Annotated in this window: 14 protein-coding genes and 1 pseudogene; 8 read left to right on the forward strand and 7 right to left on the reverse strand. The window is 44.0% G+C overall.

Annotation, left to right across the window (positions count from 1 at the left end):
* Positions 1-46: 46 nt before the first annotated feature.
* Complete coding sequence (gene bfmS / locus ACTL4S_RS08380) at positions 47-1,720, reverse strand: sensor histidine kinase BfmS (protein WP_441299150.1); 1,674 nt, start codon at positions 1,718-1,720, stop codon at positions 47-49.
* 42 nt (positions 1,721-1,762) lie between these two features.
* Positions 1,763-2,479: a response regulator transcription factor BfmR gene (gene bfmR / locus ACTL4S_RS08385; protein ID WP_004280782.1), complete on the reverse strand. Its 717-nt coding sequence runs from the start codon at positions 2,477-2,479 to the stop codon at positions 1,763-1,765.
* A 567-nt stretch (positions 2,480-3,046) separates the two neighbouring features.
* Between bfmR and ACTL4S_RS08390 the strand changes: the two genes are divergently transcribed.
* From ACTL4S_RS08390 to ACTL4S_RS08405, 5 genes and pseudogenes are all read left to right on the forward strand, one after another.
* Positions 3,047-5,884, forward strand: coding sequence for a ribonucleoside-diphosphate reductase subunit alpha (locus ACTL4S_RS08390; RefSeq protein WP_441299151.1), 2,838 nt, complete (start codon positions 3,047-3,049; stop codon positions 5,882-5,884).
* Positions 5,885-6,027: 143 nt separating this feature from the next.
* Positions 6,028-6,156, forward strand: coding sequence for a hypothetical protein (locus ACTL4S_RS08395; protein WP_257225578.1), 129 nt, complete (start codon positions 6,028-6,030; stop codon positions 6,154-6,156).
* A 338-nt stretch (positions 6,157-6,494) separates the two neighbouring features.
* The gene (locus tag ACTL4S_RS16450) at positions 6,495-6,722 is read left to right on the forward strand and encodes a CRISPR-associated protein Cas2 (protein ID WP_247143078.1); all 228 of its coding nucleotides are present in this window, start codon (positions 6,495-6,497) and stop codon (positions 6,720-6,722) included.
* Between the two features lie 111 nt (positions 6,723-6,833).
* Entirely contained in the window at positions 6,834-8,117 is a 1,284-nt protein-coding gene (locus ACTL4S_RS08400; RefSeq protein ID WP_064096468.1) for a ribonucleotide-diphosphate reductase subunit beta, read from the forward strand.
* Positions 8,118-8,321: 204 nt separating this feature from the next.
* Positions 8,322-8,450, forward strand: a pseudogene (locus ACTL4S_RS08405) (arsenical resistance protein ArsH); the annotation flags it as partial.
* 109 nt (positions 8,451-8,559) lie between these two features.
* Here ACTL4S_RS08405 and ACTL4S_RS08410 read toward each other — a convergent pair.
* From ACTL4S_RS08410 to ACTL4S_RS08420, 3 genes are all read right to left on the reverse strand, one after another.
* Complete coding sequence (locus ACTL4S_RS08410; RefSeq protein WP_441299152.1) at positions 8,560-10,719, reverse strand: TonB-dependent receptor domain-containing protein; 2,160 nt, start codon at positions 10,717-10,719, stop codon at positions 8,560-8,562.
* 392 nt (positions 10,720-11,111) lie between these two features.
* Complete coding sequence (locus ACTL4S_RS08415) at positions 11,112-13,514, reverse strand: glucose/quinate/shikimate family membrane-bound PQQ-dependent dehydrogenase (protein WP_441299153.1); 2,403 nt, start codon at positions 13,512-13,514, stop codon at positions 11,112-11,114.
* A gap of 170 nt (positions 13,515-13,684) precedes the next feature.
* Positions 13,685-14,926, reverse strand: a complete 1,242-nt coding sequence (locus ACTL4S_RS08420) for a carbohydrate porin (RefSeq protein WP_441299185.1) — start codon at positions 14,924-14,926, stop codon at positions 13,685-13,687.
* 482 nt (positions 14,927-15,408) lie between these two features.
* Between ACTL4S_RS08420 and ACTL4S_RS08425 the strand changes: the two genes are divergently transcribed.
* Both ACTL4S_RS08425 and ACTL4S_RS08430 read left to right on the forward strand, forming a co-directional pair.
* A complete protein-coding gene (locus tag ACTL4S_RS08425) occupies positions 15,409-16,017 on the forward strand; it encodes a DUF805 domain-containing protein (RefSeq protein ID WP_441299154.1) in 609 nt (202 codons plus the stop codon).
* Between the two features lie 24 nt (positions 16,018-16,041).
* A complete protein-coding gene (locus ACTL4S_RS08430; protein ID WP_004645901.1) occupies positions 16,042-16,557 on the forward strand; it encodes a hypothetical protein in 516 nt (171 codons plus the stop codon).
* A gap of 148 nt (positions 16,558-16,705) precedes the next feature.
* Here the strand turns inward: ACTL4S_RS08430 and ACTL4S_RS08435 are convergent, their stop codons facing one another.
* Positions 16,706-17,353, reverse strand: a complete 648-nt coding sequence (locus tag ACTL4S_RS08435) for an HAD-IA family hydrolase (RefSeq protein ID WP_441299155.1) — start codon at positions 17,351-17,353, stop codon at positions 16,706-16,708.
* A gap of 98 nt (positions 17,354-17,451) precedes the next feature.
* On the opposite strand from ACTL4S_RS08435, the gene ACTL4S_RS08440 reads away from it, so the two are divergent.
* On the forward strand, positions 17,452-18,219 hold the full coding sequence (locus tag ACTL4S_RS08440) for a hydroxymethylpyrimidine/phosphomethylpyrimidine kinase (protein ID WP_035341206.1): 768 nt from the start codon (positions 17,452-17,454) through the stop codon (positions 18,217-18,219).
* 71 nt (positions 18,220-18,290) lie between these two features.
* On the opposite strand, the gene ACTL4S_RS08445 is transcribed toward ACTL4S_RS08440, so the two are convergent.
* Positions 18,291-19,349, reverse strand: coding sequence for a DUF1176 domain-containing protein (locus ACTL4S_RS08445; RefSeq protein ID WP_441299156.1), 1,059 nt, complete (start codon positions 19,347-19,349; stop codon positions 18,291-18,293).
* Positions 19,350-19,352 lie beyond the last annotated feature (3 nt).

Consider the following 19,352-nt stretch of genomic DNA (forward strand, 5'->3'; position numbering starts at 1 on the left):
ATGCCGATGCATCGTTTTTTTTATGACTAAAATCATTCACACAATATCAAGCTAAATGATCGCTCGCTTCCTCAGGCTTTTTTTCTAGCATCTTGCGCTTACTCTTCTTGACATAACGTTGTGCCGGCCAGGTCATGGTAAAACGCGCACCACCCAGCGTCGGACTTTGATCCACCTGAATCGTGCCACCAAACCAGTACGCAATCCGGCTGACAATCGACAAACCTAAACCATAACCACCCGACGCACGGGTACGGCTATCATCCAGTCGGGCAAAGGCTTCAAAAATGCGGGCACGATCTATTTCTGGAATCCCCGGCCCGTCATCTTCAACGCAAACATAGGCCTGACCATCCTGATCCAGACCGCCGCTAATCAAGATTTTATTATCGCAATAACGTACAGCATTGCCGACCAGATTCTGAATTACACGATGCAGATAACGACGCTCCGCCTCTACTGTGACCGCAACAGGCATTGGATGTAATTCGATGATTTTCTGAGTTTTCAGCGCTTCAGTTTCTTGTGCCACCTGATTCAGTACGTCATACAGATCGATTTGCTCAAACTCAATCGACGGCATGCCCTGTTCCAGTTTGGCATAGGTCATGATCTCATCAATCAAGGTATTCAGCGCTTCAATATCTTTATCAATCTGTTCCACCTGTTGCAGACGATAATCGTAGTCATCTTCATCCGCCATCATTTCCACACCAAAGCGGATTCGTGCCACCGGTGTACGCAACTCATGCGACACCGCACGCATCAACTCACGCTGCGCTTCGATCAAACGCTGGATATGATCTGACATATTGTTATAGCTAGACGCCAGTGTAGACATCTCGTCACTGCCTTCCACAGGAAGACGCAATGACATATTACCCGATTTCATTTTGTTTAAGGCATAGCTGACTTCACGCAACTTACGCTGCATCGGAACCAGAAGACCATAAACACCCAGACTCAACACAAAAAGGCTTAATAAGGTAATACCGGTCGCCAACTGGAATGGCATCCAGTTAAACAAGGGTACCGGCCCCATGACCAATACTTGCGAGGTCGAACTAGGAATCGGTGAAATAATTGAAATTGTGGTACCACGAATAGAGGCATTGTCGCGGTATAAAATGATGCTGTGATCCAGACGCAGACGTCCGATTTGCTCGGAGTCTAAAGGTAGATTCTGGACATTTTCGATAGAAACCGGATAAGAAAAATAATCCTGAATACGAGCCAGATATTCTTTTTCCTGACCTGGATAGTAGACCAGATAGTCCAGGATAAAGACTGGTAAGGCCTTCATCTGGCGCTCAGTAATACTGTCGGCCTTAATATAAAGGTAATGACCCGGGTCATCGCGCAGCCCAACTACAATATAGGCAATACCCGATTCAGCGTCCCAACGCACCACCGCTTTTCGTTCGGCAATACGGCGCCCTTCAGCACGGGTAATGTCGACCTTGCTGGCTTCTACATAGTGAATGGGCAATTCCAGCAAATCGGAGGCATCAGAAACCCAATCCATTTTTTGCTGGAGATTTGGCTGGCGTGCAACCCCCTCACTGATGATATATGCCATACCATCAGTCAGGGATTCGCGATATTCTTGCGCACGCTGATAGTTGATAATCTGTACCAACAAATAGCCGAACACCGCCACCAAGACGACAAGGATGACGAGTCCTGCGTATATACGCAAAAATATACTGTGTTTAAACACCTATAATTTATCCTGCTTGTTCAAGCAACAAACCACATTTGCTTAAAGACCATTGGTCTCTTTAACAAAAAGATAACCCTTACTACGTACTGTTTTAATACGCTTCGGATTTTCTGGATCGTCACCGATTTTTGGACGGATACGAGAAATACGCACATCGATTGAACGGTCTTGACCATCATATTCGATACCACGTAAACGCTCGAAAATATCTTCGCGAGAGAGAATACGGCCAGCATTCGATGCAAGCAACCATAACAGGTCATATTCTGCGCTGGTAAAATCAACCAGATCGCCATTTAAGGTCACTGAACGACCGCCGTTGTCGATGACCAGATCATCAAATTCGATGCGCTGTGCCACTTCATCTTCAGGTACCTTATCAGTACGGCGCAATAATGCACGAATACGTGCCAGCAATACACGCGGCTGAACAGGCTTAGCGACATAGTCATCTGCACCCATTTCCAGACCCAAAACCTGATCCATGTCTTCAGTACGCGCAGTCAACATCAAAATCGGTTGATGATAATGTGGACGCACTTCACGGCAAATGGTCAAGCCATCCGCACCTGGCAACATCACATCCAGCACCACCATATCTGGCTGCTCGGCAATAATCCGACGAATGGCACGGTTACCATCCGGCTCTACCCCCACCTCAAGTCCGTTACGAATGAGGTATTCTTGCGTTAAACGGGCAAGACGCTCGTCATCTTCAACAATTAAAATCTTGGGTAACTTTTCTTCTTGGCTCATGTATTGCCCCTTATTTGGTGGATCTACGCTATAGGCGTATCCTTTTGAAATCCAATAGATACGTTTTTAATATGCTTGCAATATACACACGTTTACATTGTAAACAAGATAGCGTTCACCAAACTGATACATCAAGATAGCATTTTGTAATATTTTATCGTGCATTTTTTGGACAATTATGCTTGAAACAGTGGTTTAGATCTGATTTTCGATTTACACAACTATTACATGGACAAAATATGACTGCTTGATTCAGCACTTTTTAGTTATCCACAGTGTTATCTATAAGCACTTTCTTGGGACTTTGTTATGCTATGCCTTGCCTGATAAGGCTTATACAAAAATCAATAAAAATAGCGATATTTTTACAAGGATTAAAGCACAACTTAAGAAAAATTTTTAGCTAAATGTCAATATTGATCTACCCTAAATTTTCCCGTATCTTGTGTTCAATTAATTTTAAAACCACTAGGTCTTGTGTTTATTCCTCAAACACTGTGGCACGAATTTTGCCCAGTTCAAACGGTCCATAAACATAAAAATAGATGACAATGGAGCTATGCTAACATGAGCGTAATCACTTCAACTCCTGGTCAACTTCAGGTGATTAAACGCACCGGTGATGTTGCCGCTTTTGATGCAGAAAAAATTTCTGTCGCAATTGGTAAAGCGTTTTTGGCGGTTGAAGGCCAACAAAGCGCTGACTCGAGCCGGATCCATGATCGTATCGAGCAACTGACGGAAATGGTATTAAATACCTTTAAACGTCGTTTACCATCTGGCGGAACGATTCATATTGAAGAAATTCAAGACCAAGTTGAACTTGCGCTAATGCGTACGGGCGAACAGAAAGTTGCGCGCTCTTATGTCATTTACCGTGAACAACGTTCTGAAGCACGTAAACAGTTAGGTGCTCATCATCACCCGACCCTGCAAATTACCGATGCTGAAGGCAAACTCAAGCCACTGGATTTAAGTGCTTTAACTGCGCATGTTACTAAAGCAGCAGAAGGCCTTGAAGGCATTGATGTACAAGCCATTGTCGATGAGACTGTGAAAAACTTGTACAACGGCGTAAAAGAGTCTGACATCTCGACCACGATGATGATGGCGACCCGTACCCGTATCGAGCAAGAACCTAACTATACGTATGTGACTGCACGTTTGTTGCGTGATGACCTGGTTGCGACTGGTTTGAAATTCCTGGGTCTACCTGTAGATACAGTTGAAGGCGATGCGCTGGAAACTTACCTAAAAAAAGGGATTGAGCTTGAGCTTCTTTCTCCAGAATTGTTGAACTTTGACCTGGCGAAACTGGCTGCTGCGATTCAACCGGAACGTTCTAACCAGTTTACTTACCTGGGTCTGCAAACCTTATTTGACCGTTACTTCATCCATTCAGATGGTGTGCGTTTCGAACTTCCGCAATTGTTCTTTATGCGTGTTTCTATGGGCTTGTCGCTCAATGAAGAAAACCGTGAAGACCGCGCGATTGAGTTCTATAACTTATTGTCTAGCTTCGACTACATGGCTTCTACGCCGACCCTGTTTAACTCAGGTACGCTACGTCCACAATTATCTAGCTGTTACTTGACTACAATTGATGATGACCTGTACGACATCTATGGCGCAATGCGTGATAACGCAATGCTGTCTAAATGGGCAGGTGGTTTAGGTAATGACTGGACGCCAGTTCGTGCCTTGAACTCATACATCAAAGGGACTAACGGTAAATCGCAAGGTGTAGTTCCGTTCTTGAAAGTAGCGAACGATACGGCTGTTGCGGTCAACCAGGGTGGTAAGCGTAAAGGTGCAGTATGTGCATACCTTGAAACTTGGCACCTGGACATCGAAGAATTTCTGGAACTGCGTAAGAACACTGGTGATGACCGTCGTCGTACCCATGACATGAACACTGCGAACTGGGTTCCTGACCTGTTCATGCAACGTGTATTCGAAGATGCGGAATGGACACTGTTCACCCCTTCTGAAACGCCTGATCTGCATGATTTGACTGGTGCAGCATTCGCTGAGCGTTATACGCATTACGAAGCGATTGCCAAAGAAACAAATATGTTGCACAAGAAAATCCGTGCAAAAGATTTGTGGCGCAAAATGCTGTCTATGCTGTTTGAAACAGGTCACCCGTGGATCACATTCAAAGATGTATGTAACCTGCGTTCACCACAACAACACGTTGGTGTAGTTCACTCTTCTAACTTATGTACAGAAATTACTTTGAACACAAGCAAAGAAGAAATCGCAGTTTGTAACCTGGGTTCAATCAACCTGGTACAACACGTTCAAGGCGGTGTACTAGATCGCGAAAAGCTTGCTCGCACAGTAAAAACTGCCGTTCGTATGCTCGACAACGTGATTGACATCAACTACTACGCTGTTCCGCAAGCGCGTAACTCGAACCTGAAACACCGTCCAGTCGGTATGGGTATCATGGGCTTCCAGGATGCGTTATACGAAATGAACCTTGCTTATGGTTCTGATGCTGCGGTTGAGTTTGCTGATGAATCGATGGAAGTGATTTCGTACTACGCGATTTCAACATCTAGCGATTTGGCTGTTGAACGTGGTACATACGAAACCTTCAAAGGTTCATTGTGGGATCAAGGTATCCTGCCAATCGACTCGCTTGATCTGGTTGCGAAAACTCGTCCAGAACGCATGTTCGAAGTCGACCGCACTCAACGTCTGGACTGGGATACTTTACGTGCCAAAGTTCAAAAAGACGGTATGCGTAACTCGAATGTGATGGCAATTGCTCCGACTGCTACGATTTCAAACATCTGTGGCGTGTCTCAGTCAATCGAGCCAACCTTCCAGAACTTGTATGTGAAATCAAACCTGTCTGGTGAATTCACCGTGATTAACCCGTACCTGGTACGTGCGTTGAAAGAACGTGGTCTTTGGGATGCAGTAATGGTCAATGACCTGAAACATTTTGAAGGTTCTGTTCAGAAGATTTCCCGTATTCCTGAAGAGCTTAAAGCTATCTTCGCGACTGCGTTTGAAGTTGAAACTCGCTGGATCGTGGATGCTGCTTCACGTCGTCAAAAATGGATCGACCAAGCACAGTCTCTTAACCTTTACATCGCTGGTGCAAATGGTAAGAAACTGGACATCACCTATAAGATGGCCTGGTTACGTGGTCTGAAAACCACTTATTACCTACGTGCATTGGGTGCGACTTCTGCTGAGAAATCAACCATTAACACTGGCGCATTGAACGCCGTTAAACCCGCAACTGTTGCGGCTCCTGTTGTAGCAGCAGCTCCGGTGGTTGAAGCGCAAAAACCTGAAGCTCCTGCAGAGGAAGAAGGTTTTGCGCAAGCGGCTCCAGTGCCAATGGCATGTTCAATTGACAACCCTGATTGTGAAGCTTGTCAGTAATTGGCGAGTTTCTAGAATCCCCCTAAATCCCCCTTTGTAAAAGGGGGACTTCCAGAAATCAAAATAGGTGGATGGAAGCCCCTCCTTTATTAAAGGAGGGGTTTGGGGAGGATTTAGAATTTAATACAAATAAGGAAACCTCAATGCCCCATATGACCCACAACTACATGTTAGGACTTGCGGCATTGCTGATTTCCTTTGGCATTACTTTTTATTTACCAATTGCTTATTTCTGGCTCAAAGTTCGCCAGCAGCGTAAACAAAATAAGTAGTTTTTTTTAGACGAATTACTTCTTTTGATTATGTAGCAATACAAAATCAAATCTAGATTGAAGGTTACGAAAGATAAAAAGTAATTAGAAATTTAGAAAAGATTTGAGAAAAATGTTGGGGATATTGCAGTATCCCCTCCATCAATCTCAGATAACCGAGAACACGGTTGACTGATAACTTTCAGCAAAGAAAGTAACGAAATCTTCGTTCACTTTGAGTTTTGAGTCAACTGTTAATTCTCATTTTTAATCTAAAACATTGTTTTTAGGAGCTTTAAAAATGCAATGCAATTTACAGTCTTACTTATCCAAAGTTAAAGGAGTTTTCAATGCACTACATGTGTTTAAGTTACGATCTACACAATAAACCACGCTCAAACTATTCCAAGATTTATCAAGCTCTTGGACAATATGAGCATGAAAGATTACAGAAATCGATTTGGTTGCTACATACAACAAAATCGAGTGATGAAATCATGAAAGATTTTAGGCATTGTGTCGATCAGAGAGACAGACTAGCTGTTTTTCCAATTGACCAAAATTTGTTAAACATTTTAAAGGAATAGGAACCCCCGCCCATTTCATTAATATATGAAATGGTTTTGAAACAGAGACAGGTTTATAATCTTGTCTCTATTTCAAATGGGGTTCACCTTTTTATACTTAAGGAGAATCCCATGTCTATCCTAAGTTGGGACGATTTCGAAGATGATTCGCAAAAACCGGCTGCACCTGAACAGCAGCCTGCGCCCGTCGAGCCGCAAAAAGCGACTAATTCACAGATGGTATCTGATGCAGGCAACGCATCGCCGGATGTGGCAGCTGCACAACCCCTTAGAGCCACTCAAAACCGAGGATCAAATCCAACCGATTCGCTGGCAAGAGCATCTGCTTCCCTAGATCAGCTTGATGTTGCTCCAGGCCTTGAAGAACTTGAAATGGGCGCACAACGTGTTCAGGTTGACGACAAGGCGATGATCAACTGTCGTGCAGACTTGAACCAGCTTGTTCCATTCAAATACGAATGGGCTTGGCAGAAGTATCTGGACGGATGTGCAAACCACTGGATGCCACAAGAAGTGAACATGAACCACGACATCGCGTTGTGGAAGTCTGAAAATGGCTTGACTGAAGATGAACGTACCATTGTGATGCGTTCACTTGGTTTCTTCTCGACTGCGGATTCACTGGTTGCAAACAATCTGGTACTGGCGATTTACCGTCATATTACCAACCCTGAATGCCGTCAGTACATCTTGCGTCAGGCGTTTGAAGAAGCGATTCACACACACGCTTACCAGTACTGTATCGAATCTTTAGGTATGGATGAAGGCGAAGTCTTCAACATGTACCGCGAAGTACCGTCAGTGGCACGTAAAGCAGCGTGGGGCCTGAAATATACTCAGTCTTTAAGTGATCCTACTTTCAAAACCGGTACACCTGAAAACGACCAGATTCTGCTTCGCAACCTGATCGCATTCTATTGTGTACTTGAAGGTATCTTCTTCTACTGCGGTTTCAGCCAGATCCTGTCGATGGGCCGTCGTAACAAGATGAATGGTGTGGCCGAGCAATTCCAGTACATCCTGCGTGATGAGTCGATGCACCTAAACTTTGGTATCGATATGATCAACCAGATCAAGATCGAAAACCCGGGTTTATGGACGACTGAATTCCAGGAAGAAATCATTCAGATGATTCTTGAAGGTACGATGCTGGAAATCGAATATGCACGTGACACAATGCCACGCGGTGTACTCGGTATGAATGCTGGCATGATGGAAGAATACCTAAAGTTCATTGCTAACCGTCGTCTGGCGCAATTAGGCTTGCCTGAACAGTTTGCTGGCGTGAACAACCCGTTCCAGTGGATGTCAGAAATGATGGACTTGCGTAAAGAGAAGAATTTCTTCGAGACGCGCGTAACAGATTACCAAACTGGCGGTGCGTTAAGCTGGTAAGGTTTAGCTTAAAATGACACGACATCTGTCATTTTAACTTTAAATAAAAAGCCACCCCTGCGGTGGCTTTTTTATGATCTGATTGATCTGCTTAAATTCTGAAATTTATTTCAACCGCTTTCCTGCTTCATCAATAATCATTTCCCCCGTCTTCTTTGCTAAAAGCTGCGCGCTGCGGAGCAGAAAAAATATCTAAAACAACTTCTGATAGAGGAACTTTACGAGTTCACCCTCCTCACTCGCGGTCAGTCTGCTGATCTCACAGATCGATATTCTGAACGGGTCGAAAGTGCTGAAGAATTATCAAAACGGGTGAATCAGCAGACAATCTAGTTTTATCTCAAATCCGCTGATCAACTTTTCAAAGCTTAAATATTAAAAAATCCCGCTCAAGAAGCGGGATTTTGTTTTTTGAGAATTTAACAGCCCTAAATCATTTCAATTAAAATTCTTTTGTCACACTCAGACCAGCACTCCAGTTCCGCCCTTCTGCCGGCTCATAATAACGTCCTTCTGGTCTACTACTTTCATTAACAATCACCGAACCAGAATAATCTTTATCAAACAGGTTATCGACACGCGCAAAAGTATTCACCGCCCAATCTTGCATTTTCCAGTGATAACCTACATTGGCACCAGCGACTGTGTAGCTTGGCGCATATTCAGTATTGGTATCATTGACATAAATACGATCTGAGTAACGCACGTCTAAACCCGCACTCAAACCATTTTCAGGTTTCCAGCCTAAACTTAAAAATGCCTGATTTTTGGCAATCCCCGGAATATAGTTTCCTGATTCAACTCTCGACACTGCAATACTGCCATTCTGATTTAAAATTTCAGGAATATCTGCATCAAAAGTTGCATCTATATAGCTATAGCTGGCCTGTGCAATTAGGTCACGCCATAGGTTTTTATTCCAGGAGAGTTCAACACCTTCTCTTAAAGTTTTATCGGCATTACGGAAAGTCGCACGTCCTCCCTCACTTCCTGCCGAGACAATGTCATTTTTAGTTTGGGTCTGAAAAACTGCAACAGTAAAATCACCTAATATATTTGCAGACTTCAACCCCATCTCATAGGTTTCACTTTCTGCTGCTTTTAAATTAAATGTGCGGCTACTACCATCCGCTGGATAAGCCATTTCCGTAAAAGTTGGAGTTTCAAAGCCTTGGGCATAGCTGGTATAGGCCATAAGTTCAGGTAGAATTTGCCAACTTAGAGCCAGTGAAGGTAGTAATTTCTCATAAGTAGTTTTACCTGAGTTATTACCATTTCTATCGTCTTCCTCATCAGCATCAACGATATAGTAATCTTTGGTTTTGAAATGCACATTGCTATAACGTAGCCCTGCATCTAAAGTCCAATCGGGAGCAAAGTGATAAGAAGCTTGCAAATACGGATCTAAATTCCACAGGGTATTATCTTCATCTCGACGCAGTTCACCTTTAACCCCCAAGCGATCACCTAAAAAGTTTTGATAGCCTTTACGGTCTTCGGTCATGGCATCTACGGCGACACCTGCAATCAGTTTGGTATTGGGCAGAATATCTTTACCCGTCCAGCGTAAATCTGTCCCATAAAAATTACGGTCAAAATCAATCACGCCACCCGCATGATTAACTCCACCTTGTGCTGTACGAGGAATCGACTGATATTGCGTGACTGCGCGCTGTCCCCAGTAGGCCATACCATACAGTTCATGCTGATCATTGATCGGTTTATTCCAGGTCAAACCTGTTTGCAGCTGTTCAATGTCTTTACGTGCATTATAAAGAAGGACGTTGGTCGCGACCTGTCGGGGATTGACCTTCCACTGTTCTCGGGTTAAACCGCCCGGATCATCCGCTGCAATTTTAACGTAGTTATTCATCCAGTTGATTTTAGAACCATCTTCCAGATCCCAAGTCAGCTTGGCATTATGCAGAACTTTATGTGCACTGCTGTGGTCACGGTAACCATTGGTATCAAAATAAGAGGAGCTAATGACATAGCTTGGCTCTGAAGCATTCTCTGAACCGCCTTGCAAAACCAGCTTGGTCTGCCCTTTGTTCTGGCTCCCTGCAGAATGCCCCAGTTCAATTGAGTCAGCGCCTTGCCCTTCCCTTGTGGTGGTTAAAATCGTTCCTCCGGAAGAGTTGCCATACAGTGATGAAAATCCACCACCCAATACTTCAATATGGTCCAGACTATTCAAGTCAATATTCGAGGTTTGCCCCTGTCCATCCGGCATTGTTGCAGGGATTCCATCTACATATAAACGCACACCACGCACACCAAAACTGGAACGTGCCCCAAAGCCTCGCATCGAAATTTGTAGGTCTTGGGCATAGTTTTCACGATTGTTTAACTGTAATCCCGGAACGCCTTTTAATGTTTCCGAAAGATTCACATTCATGCTGTTATCTTGTTCTTGATTCAGATAATACACTGACGCCGGTGTGGTCAATCGCTCCCGATCTGTACGGGTCGCTTGAATGACAATCGTGTCTAACCTTTGGACTTCTTGTGTATCATTTTCTGCATAAATATGCTGACCTACGCAAGCAATCAGGCAGGACAAGGTCGATCTCACGAATGGAAATTTCGGGCTTTGATACATAAATGACAGGCCTTATTTGAAAGTGGTTTAATGCGGCAAATACCTTATCGAGATGGCGTACATCTCATGATTCAATTCATTTTGTTTTAAGCATCGATATCCAATAAATGCGCTGATTCGATGACATATAGTTCGCTCAATGAATAGGAATATTTTGAGCTTAAAAATTCTGTGTTCGATAAATTTAGACTTAATTAATCCTTTATCTGAATTTCGCTTAAAATCAGCCATATACAAAGCATATTATTTTAATGCGATCTGAATGAAATTGAGCTTTCAGCAACAAATCAACATCATTTCTCTGTGTCCTTAAAACTCGATGTAGGCATTCAACAATAGCGTATAAAAAAGCCTGACGAATCAGGCTTCTTCATACTTAATTAGAGATTCAACTATTTATTGTCTGGCAAGGCATAAGCCACCAGAGAGTCACCCATTTTAGTCCCAAAGGAACCATGACCACCCGCCATAATGACCACATACTGCTTTCCATTGGCTTCATAGGTCATTGGTGTAGCCTGGCCACCTGCAGGTAGACGGCCTTTCCACAACTCATCACCGTTGTTCACGTTAATGGCACGGATGTAGTTATCTTGAGTTCCACCCACAAACATCACGTTGCCCGCAGTTGAAATAGGGCCACCCAGCATCGGCACACCCATTTTGAATGGTGGCAATGGAATGCCCGGCATACTGTCACGAATAGTACCGATGCGGCGTTTCCATGCCACTTCATGAGTATTTAGATCCACACCTGCAACAAAGCCCCATGATGGCTGTTTACACGGCAGTCCAAATGGAGACAGGAACGCACTGATTTCAACGCCATAAGGCACACCATACATCGGTTGAACACCTGCTTCTGTACCTGCACCTTTAGCCGTCTTAGGACGGTTCGGATCTTGAGGAATTAGTTTTGATACAAATGGCAGGCCAATCGGGTTGGTTAATGCAATTTGACGGTCCGGATTCACTGACATACCACCCCATTCAAACACACCTAGGTTACCCGGGAAGACCAGCGTGCCATTTTCAGAAGGTGGGGTATAAATGCCATCGTAATTCAGTTTGTGGAACGCAACACGGCAGACCAACTGGTCAAACATGGTCGCACCCCACATCTGTTTATCGGTCAATTTATCTTGTGGCGCCAGATTAAAGTCAGAGAAAGGTTGAGTTTTAGAATAGAACTCGCCTTTGGTCTGAGGTCCGCGTTTCACAGATTGTGGTACCGGTTTCTCGGTAATTGGCACAATCGCTTTACCATTACGGCGGTCTAGCACAAAAGCATTACCCGTTTTGGTCAAGACATAAATGGCTGGAACCATATTGCCGTTTTTGTCTTTAATCTCGGTCAATGTTGGCTGTGAAGGTACGTCCATATCCCACAAATCGTGATGGGTAGTCTGGAAGTTCCATACCAGTTTGCCGGTCGTCGCATTCAAGGCCAGCATCGAGTTGGCATAACGCTCGTCCAGTTCAGTACGATGACCACCGTAAATATCCGGTGTACCGACACCCGTTGGTACGTAGACGATATCTAGCTCTGCATCATAGGCCAAAGGTGCCCAGGCATTTGGAGAGTTGTGTACAAATTTTTGACCCGGTGCAGGAATCAAATTCGGATCTTCAGCGCCTGTGTCAAATACCCAAAGCAGTTCACCAGTGTTCACATCGTAACCACGGATCACACCTGACGGTTCTTCAGTTGAATAGTTGTCTGTGGTTGAACCCGCAATAATGATCGTCGTGCCGGTTACTACAGGCGGTGAGGTTGGAATATAACCGCCTGGATATGGGAATGGCATATCTTTTTGCAGATCGACTTCGCCATTTTTACCAAAATCAGAACAGACTTTACCGGTGGTCGCATTGACCGCCACTAAACGCCCATCATTGACCGGTAAAATGACTTTTTGTGGACATTCAGCCGATGTGGTTTTCTTCGCAGCGAGACTGCTTTCAAAACCAGCCGTATTGTTGACATCATAATAAGACACACCACGACAGGTTAAATGCTGATAGGTATGATCAGCTTTCAGCTTTGGATCATAGGTCCATTTCGCCTTACCGGTTGCCGGATCAAGTGCAGTCAATTTCTGGTGAGTGGTACAGATGTACATGTTGTCACCCACCTTGATTGGAGTAACCTGATTGGTGGTTTCACCCGAGTCATTTTCAGTCTTGAATTCGCCCGTGTGATATTCCCAAGCTACCTGTAAATCTTTGACATTTTCAGTATTAATCTGCTTTAAGGGTGAATACCGTAACCCGGACTGGGTACGGCCATAAGCAGGCCAGTCTTCATCTGCCACACCAGGGATTGGCTGGTGGGCTGCAGGCTGCTGCGATTTTAATTCACCGCGAATTTCTTGCGGGTCATTAAATACAGCATAAATCATGACAGCGATGGTAATGGCCAGTGAACCACCCAAGACAATTTTCGCGGTTTTAGCATGATCAAAGCCACGTGTGGCAGCCGGAATCAGCAGGGCCAGACCAAACAGCCCTAAAATATCTAAACGCGGCGCAAGTGCAAAGAAATCTGAACCGACTTCCCACAGCCCCCACACCACTGTCGCCAAAACGAATATGGCATAAACAAGGAGTGCAGCACTTTTTCGTTTATACAAGAGAACTGCGGTCGCAATAAAGAGAATACCTGCAATGATGTAGTACCAAGACCCACCCAGCACTGCAAGATAAATCCCTCCAATCAGCAGTCCTATACCGAAAACAGCGGCAATGACCGCTAAAATCGTTTTCAGTACTGAACCTGATGATGAAGTATTCATATTGAACACCTATAAAAGTTTTTTTGAAAGTCCATGCACATGACAGGCATGAGCACCCTTATTGTTAAATTCTGAGTTATAAATACATCAATGTCTTAAGCAGGCATTGCCTATTACTGCAACAAAGCACCTAGAGATTCAATAGTGTATTTGCAACTAAAAACTATGTTTTAAAATGACGTATTAAACTTGATTCCGCCCACCCAGACATTTTCACCGTCTTTGTCCGCACCGACGTGACGCACATATTGCACATTCGGGCGAATAGTGAGCCAGTTGGTGGCATGTAAGCCATAATAAATTTCTGCATCGATTTCTTGATGACGGTCAGCACTGACATCGTCATTCATGTTGATCCGTGCAATACCAAATGCGATTTCATCTTGAGGACGTGAATCCATCGCGCCTTTATAAACCAGCCCGATATTTTGCATATCGCTGACGGTATTGGTTTTGGAGTCATGCACTGTCACATTCACAAAGCCGGTCAAACCACGCGAAGCATCTCCGTCATGTGCAGTCAATTGTTGCTTGGCAACGATCCAGCCCCCATGGTGATGATCGGTTTGATCTGGATTGGAAATGACTTCAGCCTCTGCTGTACTGTAGTAATAACCGGCACGGTATTCACCCGGTAGTTTCTGTTCACCCAGTTTAGGCGCCCAAACCACTTCTGCAGGAAGCATTGCCCCTTTGGAACCATCCGTACTCAGGTTAAATCCTTTACCACGTTCCAGATTCTCAGGGTTGTATTCATAAGCACCGACTTGGGCATAAAATTCAGGGTTAAGGTTATATTTGACCCGTGCAGCCCATTGGCTTACCGGCCAGTTGTACCACTGATCGCCAACCCAGTTCCCGACTTGTGAACCGCATAGGGCCAGATTCTGGAAATCACAGTCAAAACTATTGAAGTCTTCACCCTCACCAAAGCGTCCGACTTTCACATCCAGTTTTTGTTCCAGGAATTTTTTCTTGATCCATAAATCAGTCAGGCGCCAGGTTTGACCACGGCCCCAGACTTCTTGCACTGAACTCAGATGGCCATTTAAAGCAGCAGCGCTTTGAGACAGTGACTGACCGTTACGCTGGGTCACTGTTATTTGTGCTTCGGTGTCTTGCCAGCCTGCAATTTTTGCCAGATCCAGATGTGCCCCAAAAACAAACTGGTCCGTATATTCAGTTTTATGGTTTGAAGATCTTTGCGCATCGATCAAGGTTGCCATTTCACCGGTATAACCAAAACTGAAATCATAACCTTGGTTTTGGAGCGCTGTACGCTGCCCGTTCCAGTCACCGAGCATCCACGGGCTTTCTGAACTGAAAGCAGCTTCAGCATGCACAGTGGTCGTGGTTAAGATGAAAGAGGCACAGCAAAGGTAAAAGGCCTTCGATAATGGGGAGAGATACATTGAATGTGACACCTTCATCACCATATGAAGCTTTTTATTGTACGCCTGTTGATTTTAAAAAATTGTTACTAATAGATAAAAAGTATGAACAAAATGTTATATTTATTAGTATTATTATATACTTTTTGTAAATTTTAAATTTATAAGTATTTGTTTATCATTATATTAAATTTAATAACATCAAACCATAGCTCCAAAGAACAATTTGATATTCATCAGATAGATTTAGCTTTATTTTCTTATAATAAGTTCAGCGATAAGTCAGCGCCATTAATGTTTAATATTCTTCATTTCAAAGCATGCAACGCCATATTTTTTGTTGATTGAATACTGAATCACTATTGCGATAAGGCTTTTAAAAACATAAGAAAATTTCCGCCATTCCCCTATGAATTTTTAAAAATTAGATTATGCTAAAGTTATTCTGATAAGAAATTGCGTCGCTTTAAAAAAATAATCTAGCTTAATAGACGAGAACAAGCATGAAAGGTTCAATCCTTGATTTTTCTATTCAACACAATACCGGTTTTATCTCGGGGGATGATAATCAGCGCTATAGCTTTAATGGCGCAGACTGGCGTAGTGAGCGTCCACCTTCACGCGGTGATCGGGTCGATTTTATCGTCAATACCGCGGGGGAAGCATCTGAGGTTTATTTAGCTTTAGGCAGTTCTATTTATCTGGGAGAAAAAATTTCCAGTCAGCTCGGCAAATATTCAAATCTGGATCAAGCCGAGGAAAATTACAGCAGCATTGACTGGTTTGTAAAATGTCTGACCAACTATACAAACTTTTCCGGCCGCGCACGCCGTAAAGAATTTTGGTTCTTTATGCTGTTTTGTGTAATTTTAGGCATTATTGCTGAGGTAATTGATACAGTTTTAGGCACTAAACCGCTGGTGAATAGCCTGCTCAATCTGGCACTTTTAGTCCCAAGTCTGGCCGTTGGCGCGCGTCGCTTGCATGATGTAGGGCGCTCTGGTTGGTGGCAATTACTGACGCTTACCGTGATTGGTATACTGGTACTGATCTGGTGGTGGGCAACTGAAACCAAGAAACAAAACAATGAATATGGTGCTCCTGCCAAATAATCGAACCTTACAAATCCCGTCTTGATGCGGGATTTGTTTATCGATTATTTAATGACTAAATATCAGCAAAATCAGACTTTCTCCATGCTGCAAGATCAATTAGTGAAATTTCCAGATGCTGTATGGGTGCAAATCTATAAAGATAAAATGCAGCTGATGAATATAGATGGCACGATTACGCATACCCTGCTACCCGATGTGCCCTATGCCCATCCGCGGAGTATTATTGCCGACTTTGATGCAGCCGCGGTGACGCTGAAACGGCTGTTACCATCGTCAATGATGAAGAAACTATTTAGCTCTATAGCACTGCTGCAAATTATGGATCTGCCTGAAGACGGTTTAACCGAAGTTGAAAAGCGTGCGTTACTCGAACTCGGTTATGAAAGTAGCGTGCAAAATGTCATCCTGTTTGACCATGCAGGAAATGCTCTGACCAAAGCCAGAGTTCCCCCCCAACATCGAATGACGATCATCAACATTTTACTGGTGATCATCATTATGGTGGTGCTGGCATCGACCTGGTTTTTGACGCTTTAAATGTTCATCCAAGAGCAAAAATCCCGCACGCTGCGGGATTTTTATTGAGATAACCATCTAATAAGAGAATTGATCTCTATAGATGAACCAGCTTATAGACATCGCCTCTCTAAAAATCAGCTCAAATAAAATAAGCAAAAATTAGGGTTTATTTAAAATAATCTAATAACTGATTAAAGCGGTCAATTTTATATTTAGGTTGTGCCACTTCTAACTCTTCCTGACTGCCATAACCATAACTTACCGCTATAGTCTCAATACCATTTTGACGGGCACCAAAAATGTCATGCTCACGGTCACCGACCATCATGCATTGATCCGCCTGTAACTGTTGCTGCGCTAAAATATACTGAATCAGCTCGGCTTTATTGGTTCGGTCACCATTCAGCTCACTGCCATGAACGTCGGTAAAATACTGGGCCAGGTCAAAATGTTCCAGAATCTGTTTGGCATACACTGTCGGTTTTGCTGTGGCGACAAACAAGCGATAACCACGGCGTTTCAGTTCTGCCAGCGTATCTGCTACACCCTCAAAAACATGATTTTCATAGAGCCCCTTGACTGCAAAGCGCTCCCGATAACCCATCAAGGCCTGCTCCGCCAGAACATGATCGGCTTCAACATTTAAAATTTTGGCCAGCGAGGCTTTTAAGGGCGGACCAATAATCCAGTCGATATTGATCTCGTCACTAATCGGATGACCGATCTTTTCCAGACCATAGCGTGCAGACGTCGTAATCCCCACTTTCGGATCGGTTAATGTCCCATCCAGATCAATTAAAATATTCTTAATCACCGCCCATCCCCTCTCATTAGTACCGATATAAATTAATATCGAGAGTTCATTCAAAATTGCCTATACTAATGCAATTTTAGTGAATGAAGGACATCATTTTGCGCCCTACCGTACTTTGCTTTTCCGGTTTAGACCCTTCAGGTGGAGCCGGCCTTCAAGCAGATATTGAAGCCATTGGTCAAAGTGGTGCACATGCGGCAATTGCCTGCACAGCCCTCACTATTCAAAATTCACAGCAGGTTTTTGGTTTCGAAGCCACTTCCAGAGAATTGCTGTTGGCACAGGCCAATGCGGTGGTCAATGACCTGCCCATTCGTTGCGTAAAATCTGGCATGTTAGGCACCACAGACAATATCGCAGCACTGGCCGAGTTTCTGGCTGCACATCCAGATTATCTGTATGTGCTGGATCCGGTTTTGGTCGCGAATAGTGGCGGTTCGCTGGGTAATCAAGAAACGCTGGTCAAAGCATTTACCCAGTTGATTCCATTAGCCACTATCTTAACGCCGAACACGGTTGAACTACGCGCCCTGACGGGTGAGCAAGACCTCAAACTGGCCACTCAAAAATTATTTGAAATGGGTGCACAGGCAGTTTTAGTCAAAGGTGGGCATGAAGATACGCCAGATTACATTCAGAACAGCCTGTATATCGCAGGTGAGCTGGTCAACGAAACTCGCTGTCCACGTCTGCCAGGTGAATATCATGGCTCTGGTTGTTCATTGGCCAGTTTCATTGCCGGACGTCTGGCTATGGGCGATCAGTTGAAAACCGCAGTACAGCATGCTGAAACCTGGTTATTTGGGGTATTAAAAAATGCTGAAATTCCTGTTCCAAATGGCCAGAGAATTCCAAAGCGTTTTTAAGATCACATGTTTTAAAATTAAAAAGCCTGAATGAGTCAGGCTTTTTAATCACTGCTATTTTTTAAATAAGACTATTTGGCCGGATAAATGACTTTGCTTACATAGGTCGGCAAATCCCAGGCACCGCCAGCAAAGCCTTTGCATTGCACGGTCAGACTACTGAAGCTTTTGACAAATTTCTTGCCATTCCAGGCCCATTCGTCCCGACTCAGACAATCACCCAAACCACGTACTTTATGCCCGGAAAATATCTGGCCTTGGCTAAATGTTTCTCCCGAAGTCGTTACCAGCTGTTTAAATTGCTTGTTTTGATCCATCAGCCAGAAGCCACTACCCATATTATAAGCTCCGCGCCAGCATGGAATCTGAATCAGCTGATTCTGGGCATTAATGGGATAAATCGTCATAACATCATCATCGAGAAAACGCTGGCTAAACAGCAAATCACATTGATCCTCGTTGGTGGTGGCTTTCAGTTTTCGAATCATCTGCTGACTGGCTGCCGTATTCAGTTTCACTTGAGTGACTTTGCCTGACTGATATTTTGGTATCTGAATTTTCGGTATCGTTGCGGCTTTGAGCACCGCCCGATTGGATTTTTTTCCTGGTCTAGTCAAGGCTGAGGGCGTAGAGAGCCGACGCTGAAATTCATCCATCTTCAACAAAACAGCACTGGCTCCGGCAGTCGACAGGTTCCAGCGTGATTGCGCATTTTTAAATATCACTGGACTCGTTCCCTGCACCGCTTTCAGCAAGGCACGTGTTTGAATGCTATTGAGTTGCCCTATTCCCTCCCGATTCAGATCAATCACACTATAAGGTGTTCTGATAATTTGCAGCTGAAGCTGTCGAGTGGGTGTGGCCATCGTTAAGGGCAAAATCTGGACTTGGGCTTTGATAACACTGTTTGCACCCGCAGCACGCTCTAATAACAACGAAACCGGCTGATTAATATCTTGATCCGCTTGATAACCGGCAGCGCGGCAGGTGCCGGTATTATCACAGGCGATTTCCCAGTCTTTATGTGAAAAATGCAGTCCTTGAATAGCAGCCAGACTCCATGAGCTGATACTGGCTAGACCAAATGTGATACTCATGATTTTGATGCTGTAGATCCATTTTTGTTTCATCAT

The sequence above is a fragment of the Acinetobacter lwoffii genome, from assembly GCF_052078135.1.
GTDB lineage: Bacteria > Pseudomonadota > Gammaproteobacteria > Pseudomonadales > Moraxellaceae > Acinetobacter > Acinetobacter lwoffii_Z.

What these genes read in the sequence shown, in the direction of transcription:
- bfmR (WP_004280782.1), bottom strand. Translation starts at nt 2,479, where the DNA reads ATGAGCCAAGAAGAAAAGTTACCCAAGATTTTAATTGTTGAAGATGAC.
- ACTL4S_RS08390 (WP_441299151.1), top strand. Translation starts at nt 3,047, where the DNA reads ATGAGCGTAATCACTTCAACTCCTGGTCAACTTCAGGTGATTAAACGC.
- ACTL4S_RS08395 (WP_257225578.1), top strand. Translation starts at nt 6,028, where the DNA reads ATGCCCCATATGACCCACAACTACATGTTAGGACTTGCGGCATTGCTG.
- ACTL4S_RS16450 (WP_247143078.1), top strand. Translation starts at nt 6,495, where the DNA reads ATGTGTTTAAGTTACGATCTACACAATAAACCACGCTCAAACTATTCC.
- ACTL4S_RS08400 (WP_064096468.1), top strand. Translation starts at nt 6,834, where the DNA reads ATGTCTATCCTAAGTTGGGACGATTTCGAAGATGATTCGCAAAAACCG.
- ACTL4S_RS08410 (WP_441299152.1), bottom strand. Translation starts at nt 10,719, where the DNA reads ATGTATCAAAGCCCGAAATTTCCATTCGTGAGATCGACCTTGTCCTGC.
- ACTL4S_RS08415 (WP_441299153.1), bottom strand. Translation starts at nt 13,514, where the DNA reads ATGAATACTTCATCATCAGGTTCAGTACTGAAAACGATTTTAGCGGTC.
- ACTL4S_RS08420 (WP_441299185.1), bottom strand. Translation starts at nt 14,926, where the DNA reads ATGTATCTCTCCCCATTATCGAAGGCCTTTTACCTTTGCTGTGCCTCT.
- ACTL4S_RS08425 (WP_441299154.1), top strand. Translation starts at nt 15,409, where the DNA reads ATGAAAGGTTCAATCCTTGATTTTTCTATTCAACACAATACCGGTTTT.
- ACTL4S_RS08430 (WP_004645901.1), top strand. Translation starts at nt 16,042, where the DNA reads ATGCGGGATTTGTTTATCGATTATTTAATGACTAAATATCAGCAAAAT.
- ACTL4S_RS08445 (WP_441299156.1), bottom strand. Translation starts at nt 19,349, where the DNA reads ATGAAACAAAAATGGATCTACAGCATCAAAATCATGAGTATCACATTT.